This window comes from Arthrobacter sp. MPF02, assembly GCF_046605375.1.
In the GTDB taxonomy this organism is placed as follows: domain Bacteria; phylum Actinomycetota; class Actinomycetes; order Actinomycetales; family Micrococcaceae; genus Arthrobacter.
The window spans coordinates 1,652,400-1,672,937 of the sequence record NZ_CP176772.1; the positions used below are offsets into that span (position 1 = coordinate 1,652,400).

18 protein-coding genes are annotated in these 20,538 nt (G+C 66.9%); 14 read left to right on the forward strand and 4 right to left on the reverse strand.

Translation table 11 applies throughout. From position 1 onward, the window contains the following. Positions 1-79: 79 nt before the first annotated feature. The gene (locus tag ACLH0K_RS07725) at positions 80-1,654 is read left to right on the forward strand and encodes a DUF222 domain-containing protein (protein WP_411376205.1); all 1,575 of its coding nucleotides are present in this window, start codon (positions 80-82) and stop codon (positions 1,652-1,654) included. A gap of 86 nt (positions 1,655-1,740) precedes the next feature. Here the strand turns inward: ACLH0K_RS07725 and sepH are convergent, their stop codons facing one another. Beyond that, positions 1,741-3,099 carry a septation protein SepH gene (gene sepH / locus ACLH0K_RS07730; RefSeq protein WP_411376206.1) on the reverse strand — a complete coding sequence of 453 codons (1,359 nt, stop codon included), beginning with the start codon at positions 3,097-3,099 and terminating at the stop codon, positions 1,741-1,743. Between the two features lie 170 nt (positions 3,100-3,269). Beyond that, entirely contained in the window at positions 3,270-3,758 is a 489-nt protein-coding gene (locus tag ACLH0K_RS07735) for a DUF3093 domain-containing protein (protein WP_411376207.1), read from the reverse strand. 80 nt (positions 3,759-3,838) lie between these two features. Between ACLH0K_RS07735 and dut the strand changes: the two genes are divergently transcribed. The 4 genes from dut to ACLH0K_RS07755 all read left to right on the forward strand — a co-directional run bounded on the left by dut (position 3,839) and on the right by ACLH0K_RS07755 (position 6,298). Beyond that, the gene (gene dut, locus ACLH0K_RS07740) at positions 3,839-4,357 is read left to right on the forward strand and encodes a dUTP diphosphatase (protein ID WP_411376208.1); all 519 of its coding nucleotides are present in this window, start codon (positions 3,839-3,841) and stop codon (positions 4,355-4,357) included. A gap of 102 nt (positions 4,358-4,459) precedes the next feature. Further along, positions 4,460-5,173, forward strand: a complete 714-nt coding sequence (locus tag ACLH0K_RS07745; RefSeq protein WP_411376209.1) for a DUF3710 domain-containing protein — start codon at positions 4,460-4,462, stop codon at positions 5,171-5,173. A 4-nt stretch (positions 5,174-5,177) separates the two neighbouring features. Then, positions 5,178-5,522, forward strand: coding sequence for a hypothetical protein (locus tag ACLH0K_RS07750; RefSeq protein ID WP_411376210.1), 345 nt, complete (start codon positions 5,178-5,180; stop codon positions 5,520-5,522). Beyond that, entirely contained in the window at positions 5,519-6,298 is a 780-nt protein-coding gene (locus tag ACLH0K_RS07755; protein WP_411376211.1) for a DUF3159 domain-containing protein, read from the forward strand. Before ACLH0K_RS07750 ends, ACLH0K_RS07755 begins: the two co-directional genes overlap by 4 nt. 3 nt (positions 6,299-6,301) lie before the next feature. Here ACLH0K_RS07755 and ACLH0K_RS07760 read toward each other — a convergent pair whose 3' ends face one another. Continuing rightward, positions 6,302-7,060, reverse strand: a complete 759-nt coding sequence (locus tag ACLH0K_RS07760) for a potassium channel family protein (protein WP_411376212.1) — start codon at positions 7,058-7,060, stop codon at positions 6,302-6,304. Further along, complete coding sequence (locus tag ACLH0K_RS07765) at positions 7,057-7,731, reverse strand: potassium channel family protein (protein WP_411376213.1); 675 nt, start codon at positions 7,729-7,731, stop codon at positions 7,057-7,059. Before ACLH0K_RS07765 ends, ACLH0K_RS07760 begins: the two co-directional genes overlap by 4 nt. Positions 7,732-7,851: 120 nt before the next feature. Here ACLH0K_RS07765 and ACLH0K_RS07770 point away from each other — a divergent pair, with 120 nt between their 5' ends. From ACLH0K_RS07770 to ACLH0K_RS07810, 9 genes are all read left to right on the forward strand, one after another. After that, the gene (locus ACLH0K_RS07770) at positions 7,852-9,828 is read left to right on the forward strand and encodes an APC family permease (RefSeq protein WP_411376214.1); all 1,977 of its coding nucleotides are present in this window, start codon (positions 7,852-7,854) and stop codon (positions 9,826-9,828) included. Continuing rightward, positions 9,825-11,216, forward strand: coding sequence for a class I SAM-dependent RNA methyltransferase (locus ACLH0K_RS07775; RefSeq protein ID WP_411376215.1), 1,392 nt, complete (start codon positions 9,825-9,827; stop codon positions 11,214-11,216). Before ACLH0K_RS07770 ends, ACLH0K_RS07775 begins: the two co-directional genes overlap by 4 nt. 166 nt (positions 11,217-11,382) lie before the next feature. Further along, positions 11,383-14,208 carry an aconitate hydratase gene (locus ACLH0K_RS07780; RefSeq protein ID WP_411376216.1) on the forward strand — a complete coding sequence of 942 codons (2,826 nt, stop codon included), beginning with the start codon at positions 11,383-11,385 and terminating at the stop codon, positions 14,206-14,208. Between the two features lie 130 nt (positions 14,209-14,338). Then, positions 14,339-16,312 (forward strand): 1-deoxy-D-xylulose-5-phosphate synthase, encoded by a 1,974-nt coding sequence (gene dxs, locus ACLH0K_RS07785; RefSeq protein WP_411376217.1) that lies wholly within the window; start codon positions 14,339-14,341, stop codon positions 16,310-16,312. Further along, complete coding sequence (locus tag ACLH0K_RS07790) at positions 16,309-16,923, forward strand: DUF402 domain-containing protein (RefSeq protein ID WP_411376218.1); 615 nt, start codon at positions 16,309-16,311, stop codon at positions 16,921-16,923. Before dxs ends, ACLH0K_RS07790 begins: the two co-directional genes overlap by 4 nt. After that, positions 16,920-17,480: a hypothetical protein gene (locus ACLH0K_RS07795; RefSeq protein WP_411376219.1), complete on the forward strand. Its 561-nt coding sequence runs from the start codon at positions 16,920-16,922 to the stop codon at positions 17,478-17,480. The genes ACLH0K_RS07790 and ACLH0K_RS07795 overlap by 4 nt, the downstream gene beginning before the upstream one ends. A 10-nt stretch (positions 17,481-17,490) precedes the next feature. Then, the gene (locus ACLH0K_RS07800) at positions 17,491-18,468 is read left to right on the forward strand and encodes an aldo/keto reductase (RefSeq protein ID WP_411376220.1); all 978 of its coding nucleotides are present in this window, start codon (positions 17,491-17,493) and stop codon (positions 18,466-18,468) included. Positions 18,469-18,489: 21 nt separating this feature from the next. Further along, entirely contained in the window at positions 18,490-19,515 is a 1,026-nt protein-coding gene (locus ACLH0K_RS07805) for a nucleoside hydrolase (RefSeq protein WP_411376221.1), read from the forward strand. A gap of 162 nt (positions 19,516-19,677) precedes the next feature. Continuing rightward, positions 19,678-20,538, forward strand: coding sequence for an ECF transporter S component (locus tag ACLH0K_RS07810; RefSeq protein WP_411376222.1), 861 nt, complete (start codon positions 19,678-19,680; stop codon positions 20,536-20,538).

A 20,538-nucleotide genomic window follows, 5' to 3' on the forward strand; every position in this document is an offset into this window, starting at 1 on the left:
GAGTTCGCTGTCGAAACCCTAGTTCCCGTGATTCCGGCTCTGACCGGGTTTTGTCGGACCCTGTTGGCATGCTTGGGGTATGGACAGCGAAGCAGCCGGGAGCGAGGCGACCTCGGGCGTGGGAGGCAGGGCGGGGATTCTGGCTGCTGTTGCGTCGGTGGCTGGTTTCGTGAATGAGCTCGCCCGCCTTGTTGCCGGTAGCCCTGCGGGTTCTTCTGATGCTCTGGCCGGTGGTGGTGATCCGTTGCGGGTGTTCGCCGATGACTGCCTGGACGGTTTGGCGGTCCAGCGCAAGCTTGAGGCCGCCGCTGCCGCGCTGAAGGTACTGCTGGTCGACGGGCACGTCGGTGCCGTCGCCGCGATGGAGGACCCGGCGGCCGGTCCGGAATGGGCCAAGGGCCGCCAGATGGCGTCAGTGGCCGAGGTCGCCCGCGTCCTGACCATCGGTGAACGCGCCGCCAGTACCCTGATCGGTGAAGCCCAGGTGCTGACCAGTTCCTTGCCTGCGGTGTTGGACGCGTTGCGGGCCGGGGAGGTGTCGTGGCAGAACACCAGGGTCCTGGTTGATGAGACCACGGGCCTGGACCCTGCCGCCACTACAGCCCTGGAACAGCACTTCCTGGACCCGGATGCGCCGGGCGCCGGACCTGGTGGCATTGCGGGGGTGCTGGCGCCGGCGAGGTTGCGGCCGAAGGTGCGCGCGTGGCGGGAACGCCACCACCCGGACCTGATTGAAAAGCGCCACGCCAGGAGTGTCGCGGCCCGGCGGATGGAATACGCCCCGGACCGGGACGCGATGGCCTGGATCTCCATCTACCTGCCGGCGGACCAGGCCAACGCGGCCTGGAACCGGACCCGGGCCCTGGCCCGCGGACTGCAGGGACCCAACGAACCCCGCACCCTGCCACAACTCATGGCAGACATCGGCGCCACAGCCCTCCTCACCACCGGACACGCCCCCAACGCTGACGCGCAGAACGACACAACCGGCCACCGCGCTGCCTCTGCCGGCCCTCACGTGCTCGAACCCGGCACCACTCTGGCCGGGCCGCCGGTGCCGCGGGCGCAGGTGCTCGTCACCGTGCCGGTCTTCTCGCTCCTGGGCGCCACGGAGGAACCGGCGGTGCTGGACGGGCACGGCCCGATCCCGGCGTCGATGGCACGCAGACTCGTCGCCGGCGGGGCGGACTCGTTTTACCGGGTCCTGGTCGATCCCAGGGACGGGGCGCCGCTGGAAATCGGGCGCAAGAGCTACCGGATCCCCGAAGCGATGCGCCGCTGGCTCAGGCTCCGGGACGGCACCTGCCCGTTTCCCGGCTGCAGCAACCACTCCCTCGACAACGAAGCCGACCACCTGCTGGCCTGGCATCACGGCGGAACCACCGGAATCACCAACCTCGCCCAGCCCTGCCCCAAGCACCACCGTCTGAAACACACCAGCACCTGGAAACCCACCCCCGCCACCAAAAACCAACCACCCGGCTGGACCTCACCGGCCGGACGCCACTACACCAGCGAACACCAGGACTGGGAACCACCCCACTGGCCACCCGGGCTGACCGACGTCAAACCGCACCGGGCGCGCGGCAATCAGGATGAGGCTGCCGGGCGTGAGCTTGCCCTGCAGATAAATCCTTGGCAACACCACCCATAATCCCGCCCCAAAACCTTCAAGGACTGGGTAGTGGCAATGGATCTGCATTGGCGTTGCCGCCGGTTCGGGCAGTTTCGTTGCCGGTGTTAGTCGCCGCGGGTTCCGAAAACGATCTCGTCCCAGGACGGGACGCTCGAGCGCTTGGGCCGCGAAGGCTGCCGCTCCGGGGCCTCCGTCTCAGGCAGTTGGCCTGTGACTGGTGGGCTGTCATCATGCCGGGTTGCCCTGCGCCGGGCGGCTCCGCCCAGCAACTCGTTCAGTCCGGCACCCGAAGAGGCGCCGGGCGACGTTCCCGTATCCGTCGAGGGGGTAGCTTTTGCTCCGGCGGCTGGTTCGGTATCAGCGGCAGCCGAAGGGCGTGCGGGGGACGCGACGATGGTGATCTCGCGCGTGTTGGTGCTGACGCCGTCGTGAAGCCGCAGTGCTTCTTCGGCGGGGTCGCGGTAGGGCGGGATAACGCTCAGCCTGGAGAGCATGGAGGGCCGGGCGTCGCGCCGGCGGATGAAAGAATCACCCTTGGCCGCCGGTGCCTGGCTGGTTTCTTCGCGAGGTTCGGCTTCCGGTTCCGGCTCCTCCTGCTCGGGAATGACCTCGGACGGGCGGGGGTGGGCCGCCGGAACGCCATGGGTCAGCAGCAGTGCGAGGGCGTCGTCGGAATCCTCATCAACGCCCAGCCGCTGTCCACGGCGGGAGCGCAGCATGTCAAGGAGTCCGTCGGCTTCCTTGCCGGCGGTCTGGTCGGCGGGGTGCCCGGCGTCGGCGTCGGTCTCGAAGTCGAACGGCCGGTCCGAAACAGCTGAGAGCCGGCGGGCCGGAACTGGACCGTCCAGCGGCTCCAGTTCACTCAGTTGCTGTGCCCAGCGGTTGGAGTTGTGCAGCGACTTCCTTGAAGGGTTGAAGATCCACAGAGCCGGTGGCTCCTCGCCAATGCCGGGGGTGCCACCGCTCTTGGCTTCGAAGCTGGCCGACACGGTCCATGTGCCGTCCTGCCGCCGCCAGGAATCCCACTCGACAGTGGAAGGGTCGATGCCATGCGCGGAGAGCCGGTGCGCCACCATGTCATCCAGTGTGGCTGCGTTGTCGCCGAAAGCTGCCCGGTAGATGTCGTGGCCGGGGGAGGGGGAAGCGACCTCCACCTTGCGTGCCTGCTGCGCCACGTATTCCCGCTCCGCAAGGACCGGGCCCTCGTAACGCTCAACCTTTGCCAGCGGCAGGCCGGACAGTTCGGCCACCTCCGATGCTGTGGCGCCGGCACGGATACGGGCCTGGATGTCGCGGGGGGACATGGGAACGGCGGGCCGGGCAACCGCAGGAGGCTTGGCCGTCGACCTGCTGGCTGTCCTCAGGGCTTCGTCGATCGGCAGCTGGAACATCTCGCCGCCGGCACCGCTCAACAGGAGGTGCGTCCCGTCGTCGTGCACGCCCACAAGCCGTAGATCCTGCATACAATCCTCCACCCTGGCATTACTATCAATCGAAACTCTGCCACCCGGCGGTCCTGTTTTGGCTCAAGGGACCGGGCGTGCCGCGATTTTCAGGGCTGCGCCTTAGGGGTTTCAGGGCTGCACAGGGGTTTGTGGAAGTGAGGGGGAACTGCAGCGGGGTAACCATGCGGCTAGCTGCGGACCAAAGCTGCTGCCAGCTTGTCCGGGTGCCGGGTGGAGGCGAGCCAGTACGGCGTCCGGTCCGCGGGGTCGGTGATCTCGATCTTCACCACGGGATCTATCCAGCCGCGGATGCAGAGGTAGGCCAGACCGTTGAGCCTGGTCCCGCGTTCAGCCGTTGCTTCTTCGCCCCGAAACTGCTCGACGGCGCCAAGGAACCTGCGCTCGATAGTGGCGCGTCCTAGGGTCAGGGCATCCTGGGTAACCACGATGCCCGGCGTGGAGAGCACCAGGAGTACGGCAATGATGGCAAAAAGCACTGCGGCGGCCGTGAATCCAGCGGCCGCGCTGATGGGGGCGAACACCAGGATGCCGGCGCCCGAAATCCCGGCCGCGATGATCCAGATCCAAACATTGGGCCAGAGCTTTTCCCTGTATATGACCTGTGCTCCCGTGGACGGCGAATTTGGAACGGGCGCAGCGGAGCTTGATTCGGGCATAGGCCCAGCTTTCCACCTTTGCCTGGCTATTTCATCTTGGCTGATGCCCGTGAAGCCCGCGCGGGTTAGAGTGAATGACTGTGACTGATCAACCCGCCACGCTCAACACTGCCCCCGGCGATGCACCCGTGGCCATAGAGGACCACGCCCCCACGCTCCAGGTCCAGCTGAAGATGCTGGATTCAGGTCTGGAACCGCCCTCCTACGCCCATCCCGGCGACGCCGGCGCAGACCTTCGCGCGCGCGAAGATGTTGTCCTGCAGCCGGGCGAGCGCAAGCTGGTTCCTACCGGGGTATCGATCGCACTGCCCTACGGCTTCGTGGCCCTGATCCACCCCCGCTCCGGGCTTGCCACCAAGCACGGCCTCACAATCGTTAACGCGCCCGGAACCGTGGACGCAGGCTACCGCGGGGAAATTGCCGTCACGCTCCTGAACACCGACTCCAGCCAGCCCATAGAGCTGCGCCGCGGCGATAGAATTGCCCAAATGGTCATCCAGCGCGTGGAACATGCGCAGTTCGTCCCCGTCACCGAATTGAGCGGGTCCGTGCGCGGAACGGGCGGGTTCGGTTCCACCGGCGGTTTCACCCTTCCCTAGGCGGACAACTTCGCCGGCCCTTCCTGCCGGCGGAAAGCACAAGCACGACGGCGGGGCCTCCTTGGGCCGGACCGGAACTTTCACAACAAAGGAGACACCCTCATGGTCTTTGGGCTCGGCAGGAAAGCCAAGAAGGAACAGGCAGCCGAACCGGATGAAGAGCTGGCCGCCCCGGATCCCGCGGAAGCGGTGGCGGACGGCGCCGGCCGCCGTGCCAACGGTCCCTATGACGAGTCCGAGATCACCAGCCGTGACGGCTACGTTGACCTCGGTGCGCTCCTGATCACGCCCAGTGAAGGTTTGCAGCTGCGCCTTGAAGTGGAAGAGGCAACCCAGCGCGTGGTGGCGGTGACCATGGACCTCAACGGTTCCAGCCTCCAGCTCCAGGCCTTCGCCGCTCCCAAGACGGAAGAGCTCTGGGACGAGATCCGGGGGCAGATCGGCCAGTCCGTAGGCGCCCAGGGCGGCCAGGTTGAAGAAATTGAAGGTGGATTCGGCACAGAGCTTGTGGCGAAGCTTCCCGCGGGCCTCCCGGACGGCAGCCAGGGATACCGGGTGGCACGCTTCATAGGCGTCGACGGCCCGCGCTGGTTCCTTCGCGGCGTCCTGGGCGGACCCGCGGCACTGGAACGCGAGGCGGCAGAACCCCTCGAGGCACTGTTCCGGCAGGTTGTGGTGGTCCGTGGTGACAGCCCCATGCCGCCGCGCGACCTCCTCCAGCTGCGCCTTCCCAAGGAGGCGACCGCAACCCCTCCGCCGGCTGCTCCCCGCCTGCAGGAGCCTGAACGTGGTCCGGAAATCACACAGATCGGCTGAGCCCGTGCCGGGCGGAGCAGCCCGGCGCGGTCCCCGCCCCACCCCTTTCAACGAGCTTCCGGCCAAGGGCAGGGTGTCCTGCCAGGGGCGGATCGAATCCATCACCTATGTCCCGGCGGACCGGAGCGCGGCCTTCAGTGCCATCGTCTCTGATTCCGATCCCGCACGCCGCGGTAGCAACACAAGCACACGGACAAGGATCCGCGTCGTGTGGCTGGGACGCAGGCAGGTGCCCGGTATCGAGGCAGGCACCGAACTGCGGCTCGAAGGGATGCTGTCCCGCAACGCCGGCATGCCCACCATGTTTAATCCCCGCTACGAAATACTTGCACGTCAGGAGAACGAATGACCGCCTCGCAGCCCAACCAGCCGCCCGGAGCATCCCGCCCGGAAGACGGCGGCCCGGAACGGGACGCGCGGGCGGGTATGAATCCTTCGCCGGTGGCCGGCCTCGCTGCGGAGTATGCCGCCAAAGCCGGGCTGCACAGGACACACGACGGCCGCGTGGACGTCCTGCGAAGCGCCGGGGGAGTCCAGGGCATCGCCGAAAGCATCCTGCCCGGCCTGGTATTCCTGATTACCTTCACCATCACCCGGGACCTCACCCCCTCCCTGGTTGCAGCCCTGGCGGCCGCTGCGATCTTCACGGTGGTGCGCCTCATCCAGCGCCGGCCCCTGACCCAGGCACTCGCCGGTGTGGCCGGCGTCGGGATTTCCGCCTGGCTGGCCAACACCACCGGGAAAGCCGAGGACTTCTACCTTCCCGGCTTCTTCACCAACGCCGCGTACATCGTCGCCATGGTGACGTCCATCCTGGTCAAGTGGCCGGTGGCAGGCCTGCTGTTCGGGTTCATCCGCAACGAGGGCCTGGACTGGCGCAAGGACCCCGCACGCCTCAAGGCCTACCGGCTGGGCACCTGGATCATCGTTGCGGTCCTGGCGCTGCGGCTGATCGTGCAGGTTCCGCTGTACCTGATGGGTCCGGACGGCCTGGCCGCACTGGCCACCACCCGGCTGCTCATGGGCGCACCGCTCTACATCCTGGGCGTCTGGATCGCCTGGCTGGTGACCCGGCCGGCACCGGCTACGGACCTGACTGGGGACGAAGCGGCGCCGAAGGGCTGACGGTTACCCGTCGAAACCGTCGTCCTCCAGGGCCTGCTGCTCCAGTCTCCCCGCACTGGCAGGGACCCCGCCTTCCTGGGCCGTATCGTTCCTGGATTCGGCGGCGTCCCGTGACAGCAGCGCACGCAGGTGGTCTTCCGCCGCGATGGTGGTGACGAAAAACAGTTCGTCCCCGCCGTCGATGACGTCGTCACGGCTGGGGGTGATGGGTGCATGGTCCCGCAGGATAGCCACCAGGGTTGCGTCCTCCGGCCAGCGGATCTGGCCGACCGTCTGGCCGATGACGTGGGAATCGTGCGGGACGGTGAATTCGACCAGCGAGGACACCCCTGTCTGGAGGGTGAGGAGCCGGACCAGGTCGCCGATTTCCACGGCTTCCTCTACCAGCGCCGTCATGAGCTGCGGCGTATTCACTGCCACGTCCACGCCCCAGGCATCGTTGAACATCCAGTCGTTCTTTGGATTGTTCACCCGGCCAACCGTCCGGCCAACGCCGAATTCAGTCTTTGCCAGCAGGGACACCACCAGGTTGACCTTGTCGTCACCCGTGGCGGAGACCACCACGTCCGCCTCCTCCACCTTGGCGCCCTGAAGCGTGCTCAACTCGCACGCGTCACCCACCAGCCAGTGCGCGCCCCGGAGTCCGCTCCGTCCGATTACTTCCGGTTTGAGGTCAATCAGCAGGATTTCATGCTTGTGCGCCAGCAGTTCCCTGGCAATCGACGATCCGACGCTTCCGGCGCCGACAATAACGACTTTCACTGCAACTCCTTGGCGGGGGCTTTGGCCAGAATCTGGGCGACCTCGGAGCTGCGGTCCACCTGCAGCATGGCGTGCACGGTATCGCCGTCCTGGTACGCGGTTCCCGCCCCAGGCAGGATGCCCTCACCGAAACGGGTGAGGTAGGCCACGCGCACGTCGGCCGCTTGCTCGATGGTGCTGATGCGGTGCCCGATCCAGCCCGCATCAAGGTCAAGTTCGGCCAGGACCAGGCGGCCGGACGGCTCACGGAAATCCCCGGCAAGGTGCTGCTCGGGAAGGATGCGGCGCAGCACCTGGTCTGCGCTCCACCTGACCGCCGCCACCGTCGGGATGCCAAGGCGCTGGTAAATCTCCGCCCGGCCGGGATCGTAGATGCGGGCCACCACGTGCGGGACGTGGAATGTCTCGCGTGCCACGCGGGTGGCAAGGATGTTCGAGTTGTCGCCGCTGGATACCGCGGCAAACGCATAGGCTTCAGCCACTCCGGCCTGCATGAGGGTGTCGCGGTCAAAGCCGACGCCCGTCACCTTGCGCCCGGTGAAGCCCTGCCGCAGGCGGCGGAAGGCGCGGTCGTCCTGGTCGATGATGGCCACGGAATGCCCGGCGTCCTCCAGCGTGTGCGCCAGCGTCGCCCCCACCCGGCCACATCCCATGATCACGAAATGCGCCACCGTATCTCCTCTGTCCTCCTGCGCAGGGTTGTGCAGCTAGAACTCTACCGCCACAGCGCGCGCCGGAAGTTGTCAAGGGGCCGTCATGACATCACCGGGGAATCGGACTAGCTTTGTGTGGTGCTGACAATACTGAACGCCGTCAAACGCGTGCTGGTGGGCAGGCCGTTCCGGAACGACCGAATGGCCCACACACTGCTACCCAAGAAGATCGCACTCCCGGTGTTCGCGTCCGACGCCCTCTCCTCCGTGGCCTACGCGCCGGACGAAATCCTGCTGACCCTGGCGCTGGCCGGCGTCAGCGCGGTGGCCTTCTCCCCATGGGTGGGCCTGGCAGTCATGGTGGTCCTGCTCACGGTGGTGGCCTCCTACCGGCAGAACGTCCACGCCTACCCCTCCGGCGGCGGCGACTACGAGATCGCCGGGGAAAACCTGGGCAAGTATGCCGGGCTCACGGTGGCGTCCGCCCTGCTGGTGGACTACGTCCTGACGGTTGCAGTGTCCATGTCCTCAGCCGCGACGTACCTCACCACAGCCGTCCCGGCACTCCACGGCCAGCAGGCCGTTATCGCCAGCATCGGCGTCGTAATCCTTGCCTTGGTGAACCTCCGCGGCGTCAAGGAGGCAGGCAGCGTCTTCGCCATTCCCACCTACATCTTCATGGCGTCGATCCTGGGCATGACGGCGGTGGGCATCTTCCAGGCCGCCACCGGCCAGCTGGGAAAGGCGCCGTCCGCCGACTTCACCATCGTCCCCGCCCCCGGCTTCGATGAAGGACTCGTGGGGCTCGCCGGCGCGTTCCTGCTGCTGCGCGCGTTTTCGTCGGGCGCCGCAGCGCTGACGGGCGTGGAAGCGATCAGCAACGGCGTGCCCAACTTCCGGCCGCCCAAGAGCAAGAACGCGGCCACCACCCTGCTGCTGCTTGGCGTCATCGGCGCTTCGATGCTCGCCGGCATCATGTACCTGGCGCAGGCCACGAAGGTCCACATTGTCCTGGACCCGGCCACGGAGTTCCTGCTCAACGGCCAGCCCCTGCCGGCGGGATACATCCAGAACCCGGCCATCAGCCAGATCGCCCAAACCATCTTCGGTCCGGGCTCCATTCCCTTCTATATCGTGGTGGCCGCCACCGGCGTCATCCTTGTGTTCGCGGCCAACACCGCGTTCAACGGCTTTCCGGTGCTGGGCTCCATCCTGGCGCAGGACGGCTACCTGCCACGCCAGCTCAGGACCCGCGGCGACCGGCTGGCCTTCAGCAACGGCGTCCTGGCCCTCGCCGCCGGAGCCCTGGTGCTGGTCATCTTCTTCAACGCAGACGTGACGAAACTCATCCAGCTGTACATCGTGGGCGTCTTCATTTCCTTCACCGCCAGCCAGCTGGGGATGATCCGGCACTGGGGCCGGCAGCTCAAACTGGCCAGGGAAACGGCGGTGCGGCGGCGCATCCTCAAGTCCCGCACCATCAACAGCATCGGCTTCGGGATGACGGCGCTGGTGCTGGTCATCGTCCTGGTCACCAAGTTCGAGCAGGGCGCCTGGATCGCACTGCTGGCAATGTTCATCCTCTTCCTGATCATGTGGAGCATCAGGGCGCATTACGACAACGTGGCCAGGGAACTGGCCGTCGACGAAGACGCGTCCCCGCGCGCCCTGCCCACAAGGGTGCACGCCGTGCTGCTGGTGTCCCATGTGCGCAAGCCCGTCCTGCGCGCGCTGGCGTATGCCCGCGCATCACGGCCGTCCCGGCTGGATGCGGTCACGGTGGACATCGACCCGGAAGAAACAGCCCAGACAGTGGCGGACTGGGAAAAGCTCGAGATCCCCGTGCCGCTGACCGTCCTGGCCAGTCCCTACCGCGAAACGGTCACCCCGATCATGGAGTACGTCAAGCAGATGCGGCGCGACTCCCCGCGCGACCTTATTGTGGTGTACATCCCCGAATACGTGGTGGGCAAGTGGTGGGAGCAGCTGGTGCACAACCAGACGGCGCTCCGCATCAAGACACGGCTGCACTTTGAACCTGGGGTTATGGTGGCCAGCGTTCCCTGGCAGCTCAAATCATCCGAAGAAGCCAAGAACCTGCAGGACGTGCAATGACCGCGAAAACCTCCACCCCGCCAGCCACAGTCCAGGACGCCGGGCACGTCGGCGGGGAAGCGGTGGTCGACGTAGGGCCCGTTGCCCACGGCGGCCACTGCGTTGCCCGGCATGAGGGCCGGGTCATCTTTGTCCGGCACGCCCTCCCCGGCGAGAAAGTCCGTGTCCGGCTCACCGATGCGGAGGACAAGGCAAAGTTCTGGCGGGCGGACACTGTTGACGTACTGGAGGCGTCCCCGGACCGGGTGGAGCACTTCTGGCGCCCGGCCGACTCGCTGCGGTCATGGCAGCACAGCCACCCGCCGGTCGGCGGTGCGGAATTCGGCCACATCCACCTGCCCCGGCAACGCCGCCTCAAGGCCGAGGTGCTGGCCGAGCAGCTCCGCCGGCTGGCCGGCCTGGAACTGTCCACGGAAGTGGAGGCAGCAGGCGCCGATGCTGACGGCGGGGAAGCAGCGCACGACGGCGGCGCCGGCCTTGGGTGGCGCACGCGCGCCAGCTTCTCGGTCACCCCCGGCGGCAAGCTGGGCATGCACGCCCACCGGTCCGGGCATATCGTCCCGGTCCGCGACATGCCCCTGGCAACCGACGCCATCAACGCCCTCCGGCTCTGGGACCTCGACCTGCAGGGTGTGGACCGGGTGGAAGTGGCCGCGCCCGCGAACGGTTCCCGCCCGCTGGTGCTGTTGGCCCCGGCGCCGGAAACCAAGCCGAAGCGGCTCGCGGCCATCGCCGCCCAGCTGCCCGGGGACGTGTCTGTTGCTTCCTTCGATCCCGCCACCGGGGACGTCACGCAGCTCAAGGGACGCACCTGGGTGCAGGAAACGGCCGTTGGCCACGAGTACCGCGTTACGGGGGCAGGGTTCTGGCAGATCCACCGCGACGCGCCCGGGACCCTTGTGGGGGCCGTCACAGAATTTCTCCAGGGCGGCGGCTTCCTCCACCCCGGCGCAGTGGTGGCGGACCTCTACGCCGGCGCAGGACTCTTCACCGCGGTCCTGGCCGACGCAGTAGGGGAAACGGGTTCGGTCCTGTCCGTGGAAGGCTCACCCGGAACCAGCCGGGACGCACGCAAGAACCTGCACGGCGCACCCCAGGTGGAGATCGTCCAGGGCCGGGTGGAGCGTATCCTCCGCCAAAAACCGCGGAATTTCGATGCCCTGATTTTGGACCCGCCCAGGGCGGGCGCCGGCAAGGCGGTAGTCAACCAACTTGTGGCGGCAGGGCCCCGGGCCATTGCCTATGTGTCCTGCGATCCGGCGTCCTTTGCGCGTGACGTCGGTTACTTCCGCCAGTCCGGCTGGCAGCTGTCCGGGCTGCGGGCATTCGACATCTACCCGCACACCCACCACCTGGAGACCGTGGCGCTGCTGACGCCGGCTCCATGATGCCGGCGGCGTTTTCGACTACGATGGCCGTAGTAGTCCCACGTCGCGCCCCGTATTCTCGGCTGGCCGTGTGCAATTTTCAGGCCCCGGTGCTAATTAGGGCCTCCTAACTAGCAGGCGGTCAACCGCGCGACAAAGATGAAACTGTTGCGAGAGGAGTCCTGCGATGAGCACTGTGGACAGCTTCGGTTCAAAAGGCAAACTTAATGTAGCCGGAACCGACTATGAAATTTTCCGGTTGAACTCCGTTGAAGGTGCAGAAAACCTTCCGTTCAGCCTCAAGGTATTGCTTGAAAACCTGCTGAGGACCGAGGACGGCGCGAACATCACTGCCGATCACGTCCGCGCCCTGGCAGGCTGGGACCCCAACGCGGAGCCCGATACAGAAATCCAGTTCACGCCCGCCCGCGTGATCATGCAGGACTTCACCGGTGTTCCCTGTGTGGTGGACCTGGCGACCATGCGTGAAGCCGTCAAGGAACTGGGCGGCGACCCCAAGCGGGTCAACCCCCTGGCACCTGCGGAGATGGTCATCGACCACTCCGTCCAGATCGACGCCTTCGGCAACTCCGGCGCGCTGGAGCGCAACATGGAGATCGAATACCAGCGCAACGGTGAGCGCTACCAGTTCCTGCGCTGGGGCCAGACCGCGTTCGACGACTTCAAGGTTGTGCCCCCGGGAACCGGCATCGTGCACCAGGTCAACATTGAGTACCTGGCCCGCACCATCATGACCCGCGAAGTCGGCGGCGTCCTGCGCGCCTACCCGGACACCTGCGTCGGCACCGACTCGCACACCACCATGGTCAACGGCCTGGGTGTGCTCGGCTGGGGCGTTGGCGGCATCGAAGCCGAGGCGGCAATGCTCGGCCAGCCCGTGTCCATGCTGATCCCGCGCGTCGTGGGCTTCAAGCTCAGCGGCAGCATCCCTGCCGGTGCCACCGCAACGGACGTGGTGCTGACCATCACCGAGATGCTCCGCAAGCACGGCGTTGTGGGCAAGTTCGTCGAGTTCTACGGCGAGGGCGTGGCCGAGGTTCCGCTGGCCAACCGCGCCACGATCGGCAACATGAGCCCGGAATTCGGTTCCACCGCTGCCATGTTCCCCATTGACGACGTCACGCTGGACTACCTGCGCCTCACCGGCCGGTCCGAGCAGAACGTTGCGCTCGTGGAGGCCTACACCAAGGAACAGGGCCTCTGGCACGATCCCTCCCGCGACATCAAGTTCTCCGAGTACCTGGAACTGGACCTGTCCACGGTTGTTCCGTCCATCGCCGGCCCCAAGCGCCCGCAGGACCGCATCGAACTAACCGAGGCCAAGGACGAGTTCCGCCACGACCTCAAGAACTACGTCTCCCACGACGCCAACGCGGGCACCCTGGACGAATCGCTCGAAGAGACCTTCCCGGCCTCCGACGCCCCGTCTTTCACCACCGGTGCAACCCACGTCTCGGACACTGACCGCGAACCGCCGAAGTTCTCCGCAGGCCACGGCTCCGCCGGCCGCATCTCCAACCCCGTCCCGGTCAAGATGGCAGACGGCCGCGAGTTCGAACTGGACCACGGCGCCGTCACCATCGCGTCCATCACGTCCTGCACCAACACCTCCAACCCGTCGGTGATGCTGGCCGCCGCCGTGCTGGCGCGCAACGCCGTCGAAAAGGGCCTCACCGCCAAGCCGTGGGTCAAGACCTCCGTGGCTCCCGGCTCCAAGGTGGTTACCGACTACTACGAGAAGTCCGGCCTCACCCCGTACCTCGAAAAGCTCGGCTTCTACATCGTGGGCTACGGCTGCGCCACCTGCATCGGCAACTCCGGCCCGCTGGAAACCGAGATCTCCGAGGCCGTCCAGGCCAACGACCTCGCAGTGAGCGCCGTCCTGTCCGGCAACCGCAACTTCGAAGGCCGCATCAACCCGGACGTGAAGATGAACTACCTGGCCTCCCCGCCGCTGGTCATCGCCTACGCCCTGGCAGGCTCCATGGACTTCGACTTCGAGACCGATGCCCTGGGCAAGGACGAGAACGGCAACGACGTCTTCCTGAAGGACATCTGGCCCAACCCGGCCGAGGTCCAGCAGGTCATCGACTCCTCGATCGACAAGGACATGTTCGCCAAGGGCTACGAAGGCGTCTTCGACGGCGACGAGCGCTGGCAGGCACTGGACACCCCGGCCGGCGACACCTTCGCCTGGGATCCGAACTCCACGTACGTCCGCAAGCCCCCGTACTTCGAGGGCATGCAGGCGCAGCCGGAGCCGGTCAAGGACATCACCGGCGCCCGCGTCCTGCTGAAGCTGGGCGATTCCGTCACCACCGACCACATCTCCCCGGCAGGCTCGTTCAAGTCCGACACCCCCGCCGGCCAGTACCTGCTGGCCAACGGCGTGGAGCGCAAGGACTTCAACTCCTACGGTTCCCGCCGTGGCAACCACGAGGTGATGATCCGCGGCACGTTCGCGAACATCCGCATCAAGAACCAGATCCTGAACGGCGTCGAGGGCGGCTTCACCCGCGACTTCACCCAGGAAGGCGGCCCGCAGGCCTACGTCTACGACGCCGCGCAGAACTACCAGGCAGCCGGCACCCCGCTGGTGGTCCTGGCAGGCAAGGAATACGGTTCCGGATCGTCCCGCGACTGGGCAGCCAAGGGTACCGCCCTCCTGGGCGTCAAGGCCGTCATCGCCGAAAGCTACGAGCGCATCCACCGCTCCAACCTCATCGGCATGGGCGTCCTGCCGCTGCAGTTCCCGGCCGGCGAATCCGCCGCGACCCTGGGCCTGACCGGCACGGAGACCTTCTCGGTTGAGGGCGTCACCGCCCTGAACGAGGGCACCACGCCCAAGACCCTCAAGGTCACCGCAACCGCCGAAGACGGCTCCTCGAAGTCCTTCGACGCCACGCTGCGCATCGACACCCCTGGTGAAGCGGACTACTACCGCAACGGCGGCATCCTGCAGTACGTGCTGCGCCAGATCTCCGCCAACTAGCGGGTTCCTGCCAGCAGGCAACACCTTCCCCGAAGCCCCGGCCGGTCTCCGACCAGCCGGGGCTTCGGCTTTCCATCTGTGCCAAGGCGTTAGAGTTAAACGGCACGTCTACCACCTGAAGGAGGGGTCAGTGGGAATCTTGGACACCATCCGGAATCCGCAGGACCTGAACGAGTTGACCGAAGAACAGCTCACGCAACTGGCTTCGGAGATCAGGGACTTCCTGATCACAAACGTCTCCCAAACGGGCGGACACCTCGGGCCGAACCTCGGCGTGGTGGAGCTGACCCTCGCCGTGCACCGCATTTTCGATTCGCCGCGGGACAGCATTGTCTTTGATACCGGGCATCAGTCCTACGTGCACAAACTGCTCACGGGGCGCCAGGACTTCAGTACCCTCCGGCAGGAGGGCGGCCTGTCCGGGTACCCCTCCCGGGCCGAATCCGAGCACGACATCGTGGAAAGCTCCCACGCCTCATCCTCCCTCTCCTGGGCGGACGGCATCTCCCGTGCCCGCCAGCTGACCGGTGAAGGCGACCGGCACGTCGTCGCTGTTGTCGGTGACGGCGCACTGACCGGCGGCATGGCATGGGAAGCCATCAACAACATCGCAGCGGACAAGCGCCGCCGCGTCGTCATCGTCGTCAATGACAACGGCCGGTCCTACGCGCCCACCGTGGGCGGGTTCGCCGACTACCTCGCCTCGCTGCGGCCCACCATCGATTCCTTCCGGGCAGCCCCGGCCTACGAGGTAGCCCTGGACTGGTGGAAGAAGAAGCTCCAGAGCGGCGGCCCGGCAGGCCAGTTCACCTACAAGAGCCTGCACGCCATGAAGAAGGGCATCAAGGACTGGTGGGCTCCCCAGGGCATGTTCGAGGACCTGGGCATGAAGTACATCGGCCCGGTGGACGGGCACAACCTCCAGGCCATGGAGCATGCCCTCAGCACGGCCAAGCACTACAACGGGCCAGTGATCGTGCATGCCATGACGGAGAAGGGGCACGGCTACGCCCCCGCCCGGGCCCATGAGGCTGACCAGTTCCACGCCGTGGGCGTCATCGATCCCGAGACCGGCGAACCCACCGGCACCGCCGGGGCGCAGTCCTGGACCTCCGTTTTCGCCAACGAAATCGCGGACATCGCGGACGAGCGGAAAGACGTCGTGGGCATCACCGGCGCCATGCTCATTCCCGTGGGCCTGCACAAGTTTGCCGCAAGGCACCCGGAGCGCGTGATCGACGTCGGCATCGCCGAACAGCACGCCCTCGCGTCCGCGGCGGGCATGGCCTTCGGCGGCCTGCACCCGGTGGTCGCCGTGTACGCCACGTTCCTCAACCGGGCCTTCGACCAGCTGCTCATGGATGTGGCGCTGCACAAGGCCGGCGTCACCATCGTCCTGGACCGCGCCGGCGTCACCGGCCCGGACGGCGCCAGCCACCACGGCATGTGGGACATGTCCATGGTCCAGATCGTGCCCGGACTGCACCTCGCCGCCCCCCGCGACGCCACCCGGCTGCGGGAGGAACTCCGCGAAGCCGTGGCCATCAGCGACGCCCCCAGCGTGGTCCGCTTCTCCAAGGGGTCTGTCGGCGCCGAGATCGAAGCGCTGGAGCGCCTCAGCGACGGCGTGGACGTCCTGTCCCGGCGCCCCTCCGGCTCCACGGAAAACGACGTCCTGATCGTCAGCGTCGGCGCCATGTCCGAGCTTGCCCTCGACGTCGCCAACCGGCTGGGTGCCCAGGGCATCAGCACCACCGTGGTGGATCCGCGGTGGGTCCTTCCTGTACCGCGCTCCATCATCGCCCTGGCGTCCCACCACCGCCTGGTCATCTGCATCGAGGACGGTGTCCGGGCCGGCGGCGTGGGGTCGCGCATCCGGCAGGAGATGCGGGCGGCAGGCGTGGACACCGCCCTCAATGAGGTGGGCCTGCCCGTCGAGTTCCTGGATCACGGCACCCGTGCCCAGGTCCTGGAGCGCGTCGGGCTCACCGCACAGCAGATCACGCACGACGTCGTCGCGCAGGTTTTGGGGACGAAGGTCCCGTTTGCGCGCCCGTTGCCGGGGCAGCAGCACCCCACCACCGGCAGCCTTCCAATCCTGTGAGGGGAGAGGACGACCTGAAGTATCCGGGATTGCTGGCGGATCGCGAGGGCGCGGACCCGTTGGCTGCCCGAATCCCGGAACGGCTTGAACCCGGGCAGCTCGTGGTTGCCCGCAATCGGAAGTGGAACGGCAAGGCCCACTGGGTGGTACCGGGCCGCTACCTGGGGGAGGACCGCTACGGCTGGTGGATCTTCCAGGGCACCAACGAGTTCTGTTCGCGGCCCGGCGCCGCGTTCTACACGAGGTCCGACGCCGTGCTGCTGGTGCCCCGGGAGGGGGACTGGGTGGCCACGTTCTACGACGACGCCCACCCGGGCGGGGTTCGGATCTACATCGACCTCGCCGTGGCCCACGAATGGAACCCGATCCGGCCAAAGGTCACCGAGTTCCACGTCATCGACATGGACCTGGACGTAGTCCGGACAGCAAGCCGCGGCGTGTTCATCGACGACGAGGACGAATTCGCCGAGCACCGGGTGGAAATGGACTACCCGGTGGCGTTGGCCGAATCCCTCCAGGAATTGGCCAATAAACTTTTCCAGGCCGTCAAGGCACAGCAGGCACCCTTCGACGGCACGGACGTCGGATGGTTCACAAAGGGACGTGAATGAGCGCAATTGTCAGGGTCTACAAGCGCGACGACGAGGGCACGCTCCTCTTCCGCGAGGCCTGGTTCGACGACGAGTACGGCCAGTTCGTGATGAACTTCGGCACGGTGGGGCACCAGAGCAAGACCGAAGAGACGGACGTCGACGACGCGGAAGCGGCAGAGCACCTGCTGGACGCCTTCGCCGCGCAGTGCGCCGAAGACGGCTACGCCGAAATTCCGGACGAGGAACAGTTCTGGGTGGTGGCGCAGTTCGCGCTGAAGACCAGGGAGGGAACGGACCGGGACCGGCGCCTGCAGGAGAAGGCGACTGACGCCCTCATCAGCCACCTGGCCTGGCGCGGGCTAGGCACCGTGGACCGCTCCGAATTCACCGACTTCAAGCTCAACATCTTTTGCCTCTGCCCCGACGTAAACAAGGCGGTCAACGCCATCAAGGTCTGCGCCCGCGGCGAGGACCTGGACTTCACCAAGCTCAGCATCGCGGCCGCCCCGTTCACCCAGCCGGGCGCCTTCAAGCTCAAGCACTCCGCCAAGCCCGCCAGCGGCTTCAGCCTCTAGGAGCACCTGAATGACCAGCTACCGCCGCGTCGGTAAATCCGGCCTGACCGTCTCCACCGTGGGCCTTGGCTGCAACAACCTGGGCCGCGCCAACACCGCCACGGAGTCCCAGGAAGCCACCAACGCCGTCGTCTCCGCCGCCCTCGACGCCGGAATCACGCTGTTCGACGTCGCCGACACCTACGGTCGCGAACCAGGGCTCAGCGAGACCATGCTCGGCAAGGCGCTGGGCAACCGCCGCGCCGACGCCGTGCTGGCCACGAAATTCGGGATGGACATGAAGGGAGCGAGCGGGCCGGACTTCGGCGCCCGCGGCTCCCGGCGCTACATCATCCAGGCCGTGGAAGCGTCCCTCCGGCGGCTCGGCACGGACTGGATCGACCTGTACCAGTTCCACACCCCGGACCCGCTGACCCCCATCGATGAAACACTGTCAGCCCTCGACGCGCTGGTGACCGGCGGCAAGGTCCGTTACATCGGGCACTCCAACCGTGCAGGCTGGCAGATAGCGCAGGCCGAATACGTGGCCCGTGAACTGGGCAGCGCCCGCTTTATCTCCACCCAGAACCACTACAACCTGCTGGACCGGCGGGCCGGACTGGAAGTCACCCCCGCGGCCGAGGAGTTCGGGCTGGGTGTCCTTCCCTACTTCCCGCTGGCCAACGGCCTCCTGACGGGCAAGTACTCGCCGGGCCACGCCCCGGAAGGATCCCGGCTCAGCCACACGCGGCAGCACATGGTGCACGATGCCGACTGGGAGCAGCTCGGCAGGTTCAGCCAGTTCGCCAAGGAACGCGGGCTCACCGAAATCGAGGTCGCGTTCTCCTGGCTCGCCGCCCAGCCGTCCGTGGCCAGCGTGATCGCCGGCGCCACCAGGCCCGAACAGGTCCGGCAAAACGCAGCCGCCGCCGACTGGCAGCCCACGGCGGAAGACCTCGCCGAACTGGACGAAATCTTCCCTGCCGCACCCAGGATCGCGCTCTTCTAGGCACCAGAAAACCAACAAACCGTGACATCCTTCCTGCTTGACGTCGACACCGGCATCGACGACGCCCTGGCCCTGGCCTACCTGGCTGCCCTGCCGGACACCGAATTCGTCTCGGTGACCGCAACCCCAGGAAACGTCGACGCCGAACAGGTGGCCCGCAACACGCTGGCCCTGCTGGAACTCTGCGGGCGTCCCGGCGTCGAGGTGGCCATTGGCGCACGAAGGCCGCTGTCCGTGCCGCTGCTGACCACCCCGGAAACCCATGGGCCGCAGGGCCTGGGACACGCCGTGCTCCCTGAACCGGCAGGAAAGGTGTCGGACCGGGATGCAGTGGACCTGTGGATTGAGCATGCGAGGGCCCGGCCTGGTGAGCTGACCGCCCTCCTGACCGCGCCACTGACCAACTTCGCACTGGCGCTCCGGAAAGAACCGGACCTGCCCGAACTGCTGGCCCGGGTGGTCATCATGGGCGGCAGTTTCTACTACCAGGGGAACACCACCCCTACCGCCGAATGGAACACCCACGTGGATCCGCACGCCGCCAAGGAGGTGTACGCGGCCTACCGCGGCCGGCCGGCGGACAAACTCCCGGTGGTCTGCTCGCTGGACACAACCGAACGGATGGAGATGCACCCGGACCATCTCCGCCAGCTGGCGGAAGCAGCCGGCTCGAAAGTCCCCGAACTGGTGCTTCCGGACCAACCCGAAGGCCGACGCAGCACCTCCGGCAACACCGTGGTCCGGCACCTGTCCGATGCCCTGCGCTTCTACTTCGAGTTCCACCGGCGCTACGACCAGGGATACCTGGCGCATGTCCACGACTTCTTCGCCGCGGGGGTGGCGGCGGGAACCCTGGAGTACACCGTCCGGCCGGCAACGGTGGATGTAGAAACAGAATCCCCGCTGCTGCTGGGTACCACCGTTGCGGATTTCCGCGGGCTCTGGGGCGTCCCGCCGAACGCCAGGATCGTCACCAACAACAATCCGGAACAGGCATTCGCGGAGCTGGTGTCCGTCGTCGGAAGCCTCGCCTCCCGGCTGGGCTGACCAAGGCCGGGCGCGGCAGTACGGGAAGGCAATGCACGCAGTAGAATGGGCCGTGGCCCACCGGCAGGAACTTCCGGTGCGGCTGCTGCCGAGGTGACATAGGCGGCGTCCCGCACGGCCCGGCACACCGGGCCCTCCGTGCCGCACCCCAAAGGAACCTTCATGTCATCGCCCTCCCTGACGCTGCCGTCCCCGGCCCCAGCCGCTGCCCGCAGGCGGCGGCTGCTGGAAATCCTCGGCGCCCTGGCCATCGCCGGAACCTACGTCTACCTCGTGCTCAACCAGCCCGCGGATATCACCGGCGGACCGGGCAGCGTCCCCGCCCTGGTCACGCTGTCCGGCTTCCTTCTTGGGGCCGTGCTGCTCATCGTCGCTGTTCTGCCAACCCTCCCGGCGTCCACTGTGGTGCTGATCCCCGTGGCGCTGGTCCTGAACATCGTGCTTGGCCAGTTCGTCGGCAGCACCCTTGTACCGTTCTACCTTGATGCGATCGGCACGGTCCTGATCGCTGTGCTGGCGGGTCCGGCGGCCGGCGCCGCGACCGGCGCACTGAGCAGCATTGTGTGGTCCTTCTTCAACCCCACAGTCCTCCCGTTCGCAGCCGGCGCCGCCCTGATCGGCTGCCTCGCCGGCCTGGCCGCCCGCTACGGGCTGTTCCGCCGCTTCTACCTTGCCCCGGTGGCCGGATTCGTGACCGGCATCATCGGCGGCGTGGTCTCCGCCCCGGTGGCGGCATTCGTGTTTGGCGGCACGTCCGGCGTGGCCACCGGTGCCATCGTCAGCGCCTTCCGCTCCATGGGAGACTCCCTCCTGGCCGCCATCACCAAGCAGGCGCTCATCTCCGATCCCATGGACAAAGCCATTGTGTTCACGGTAGTGGCCGTCCTGGTCTACGCCCTCCCGCGCCGCACCCGGCTGCAGTTTCCGTTCGTCCGCAGGCACCGCGTCCTGGCCGGCCGGGCGGCCGACCCGGAGGCATCAGGACAGGAAACAGCTGCACCGGACGCACCGCAGGTTCCCTAA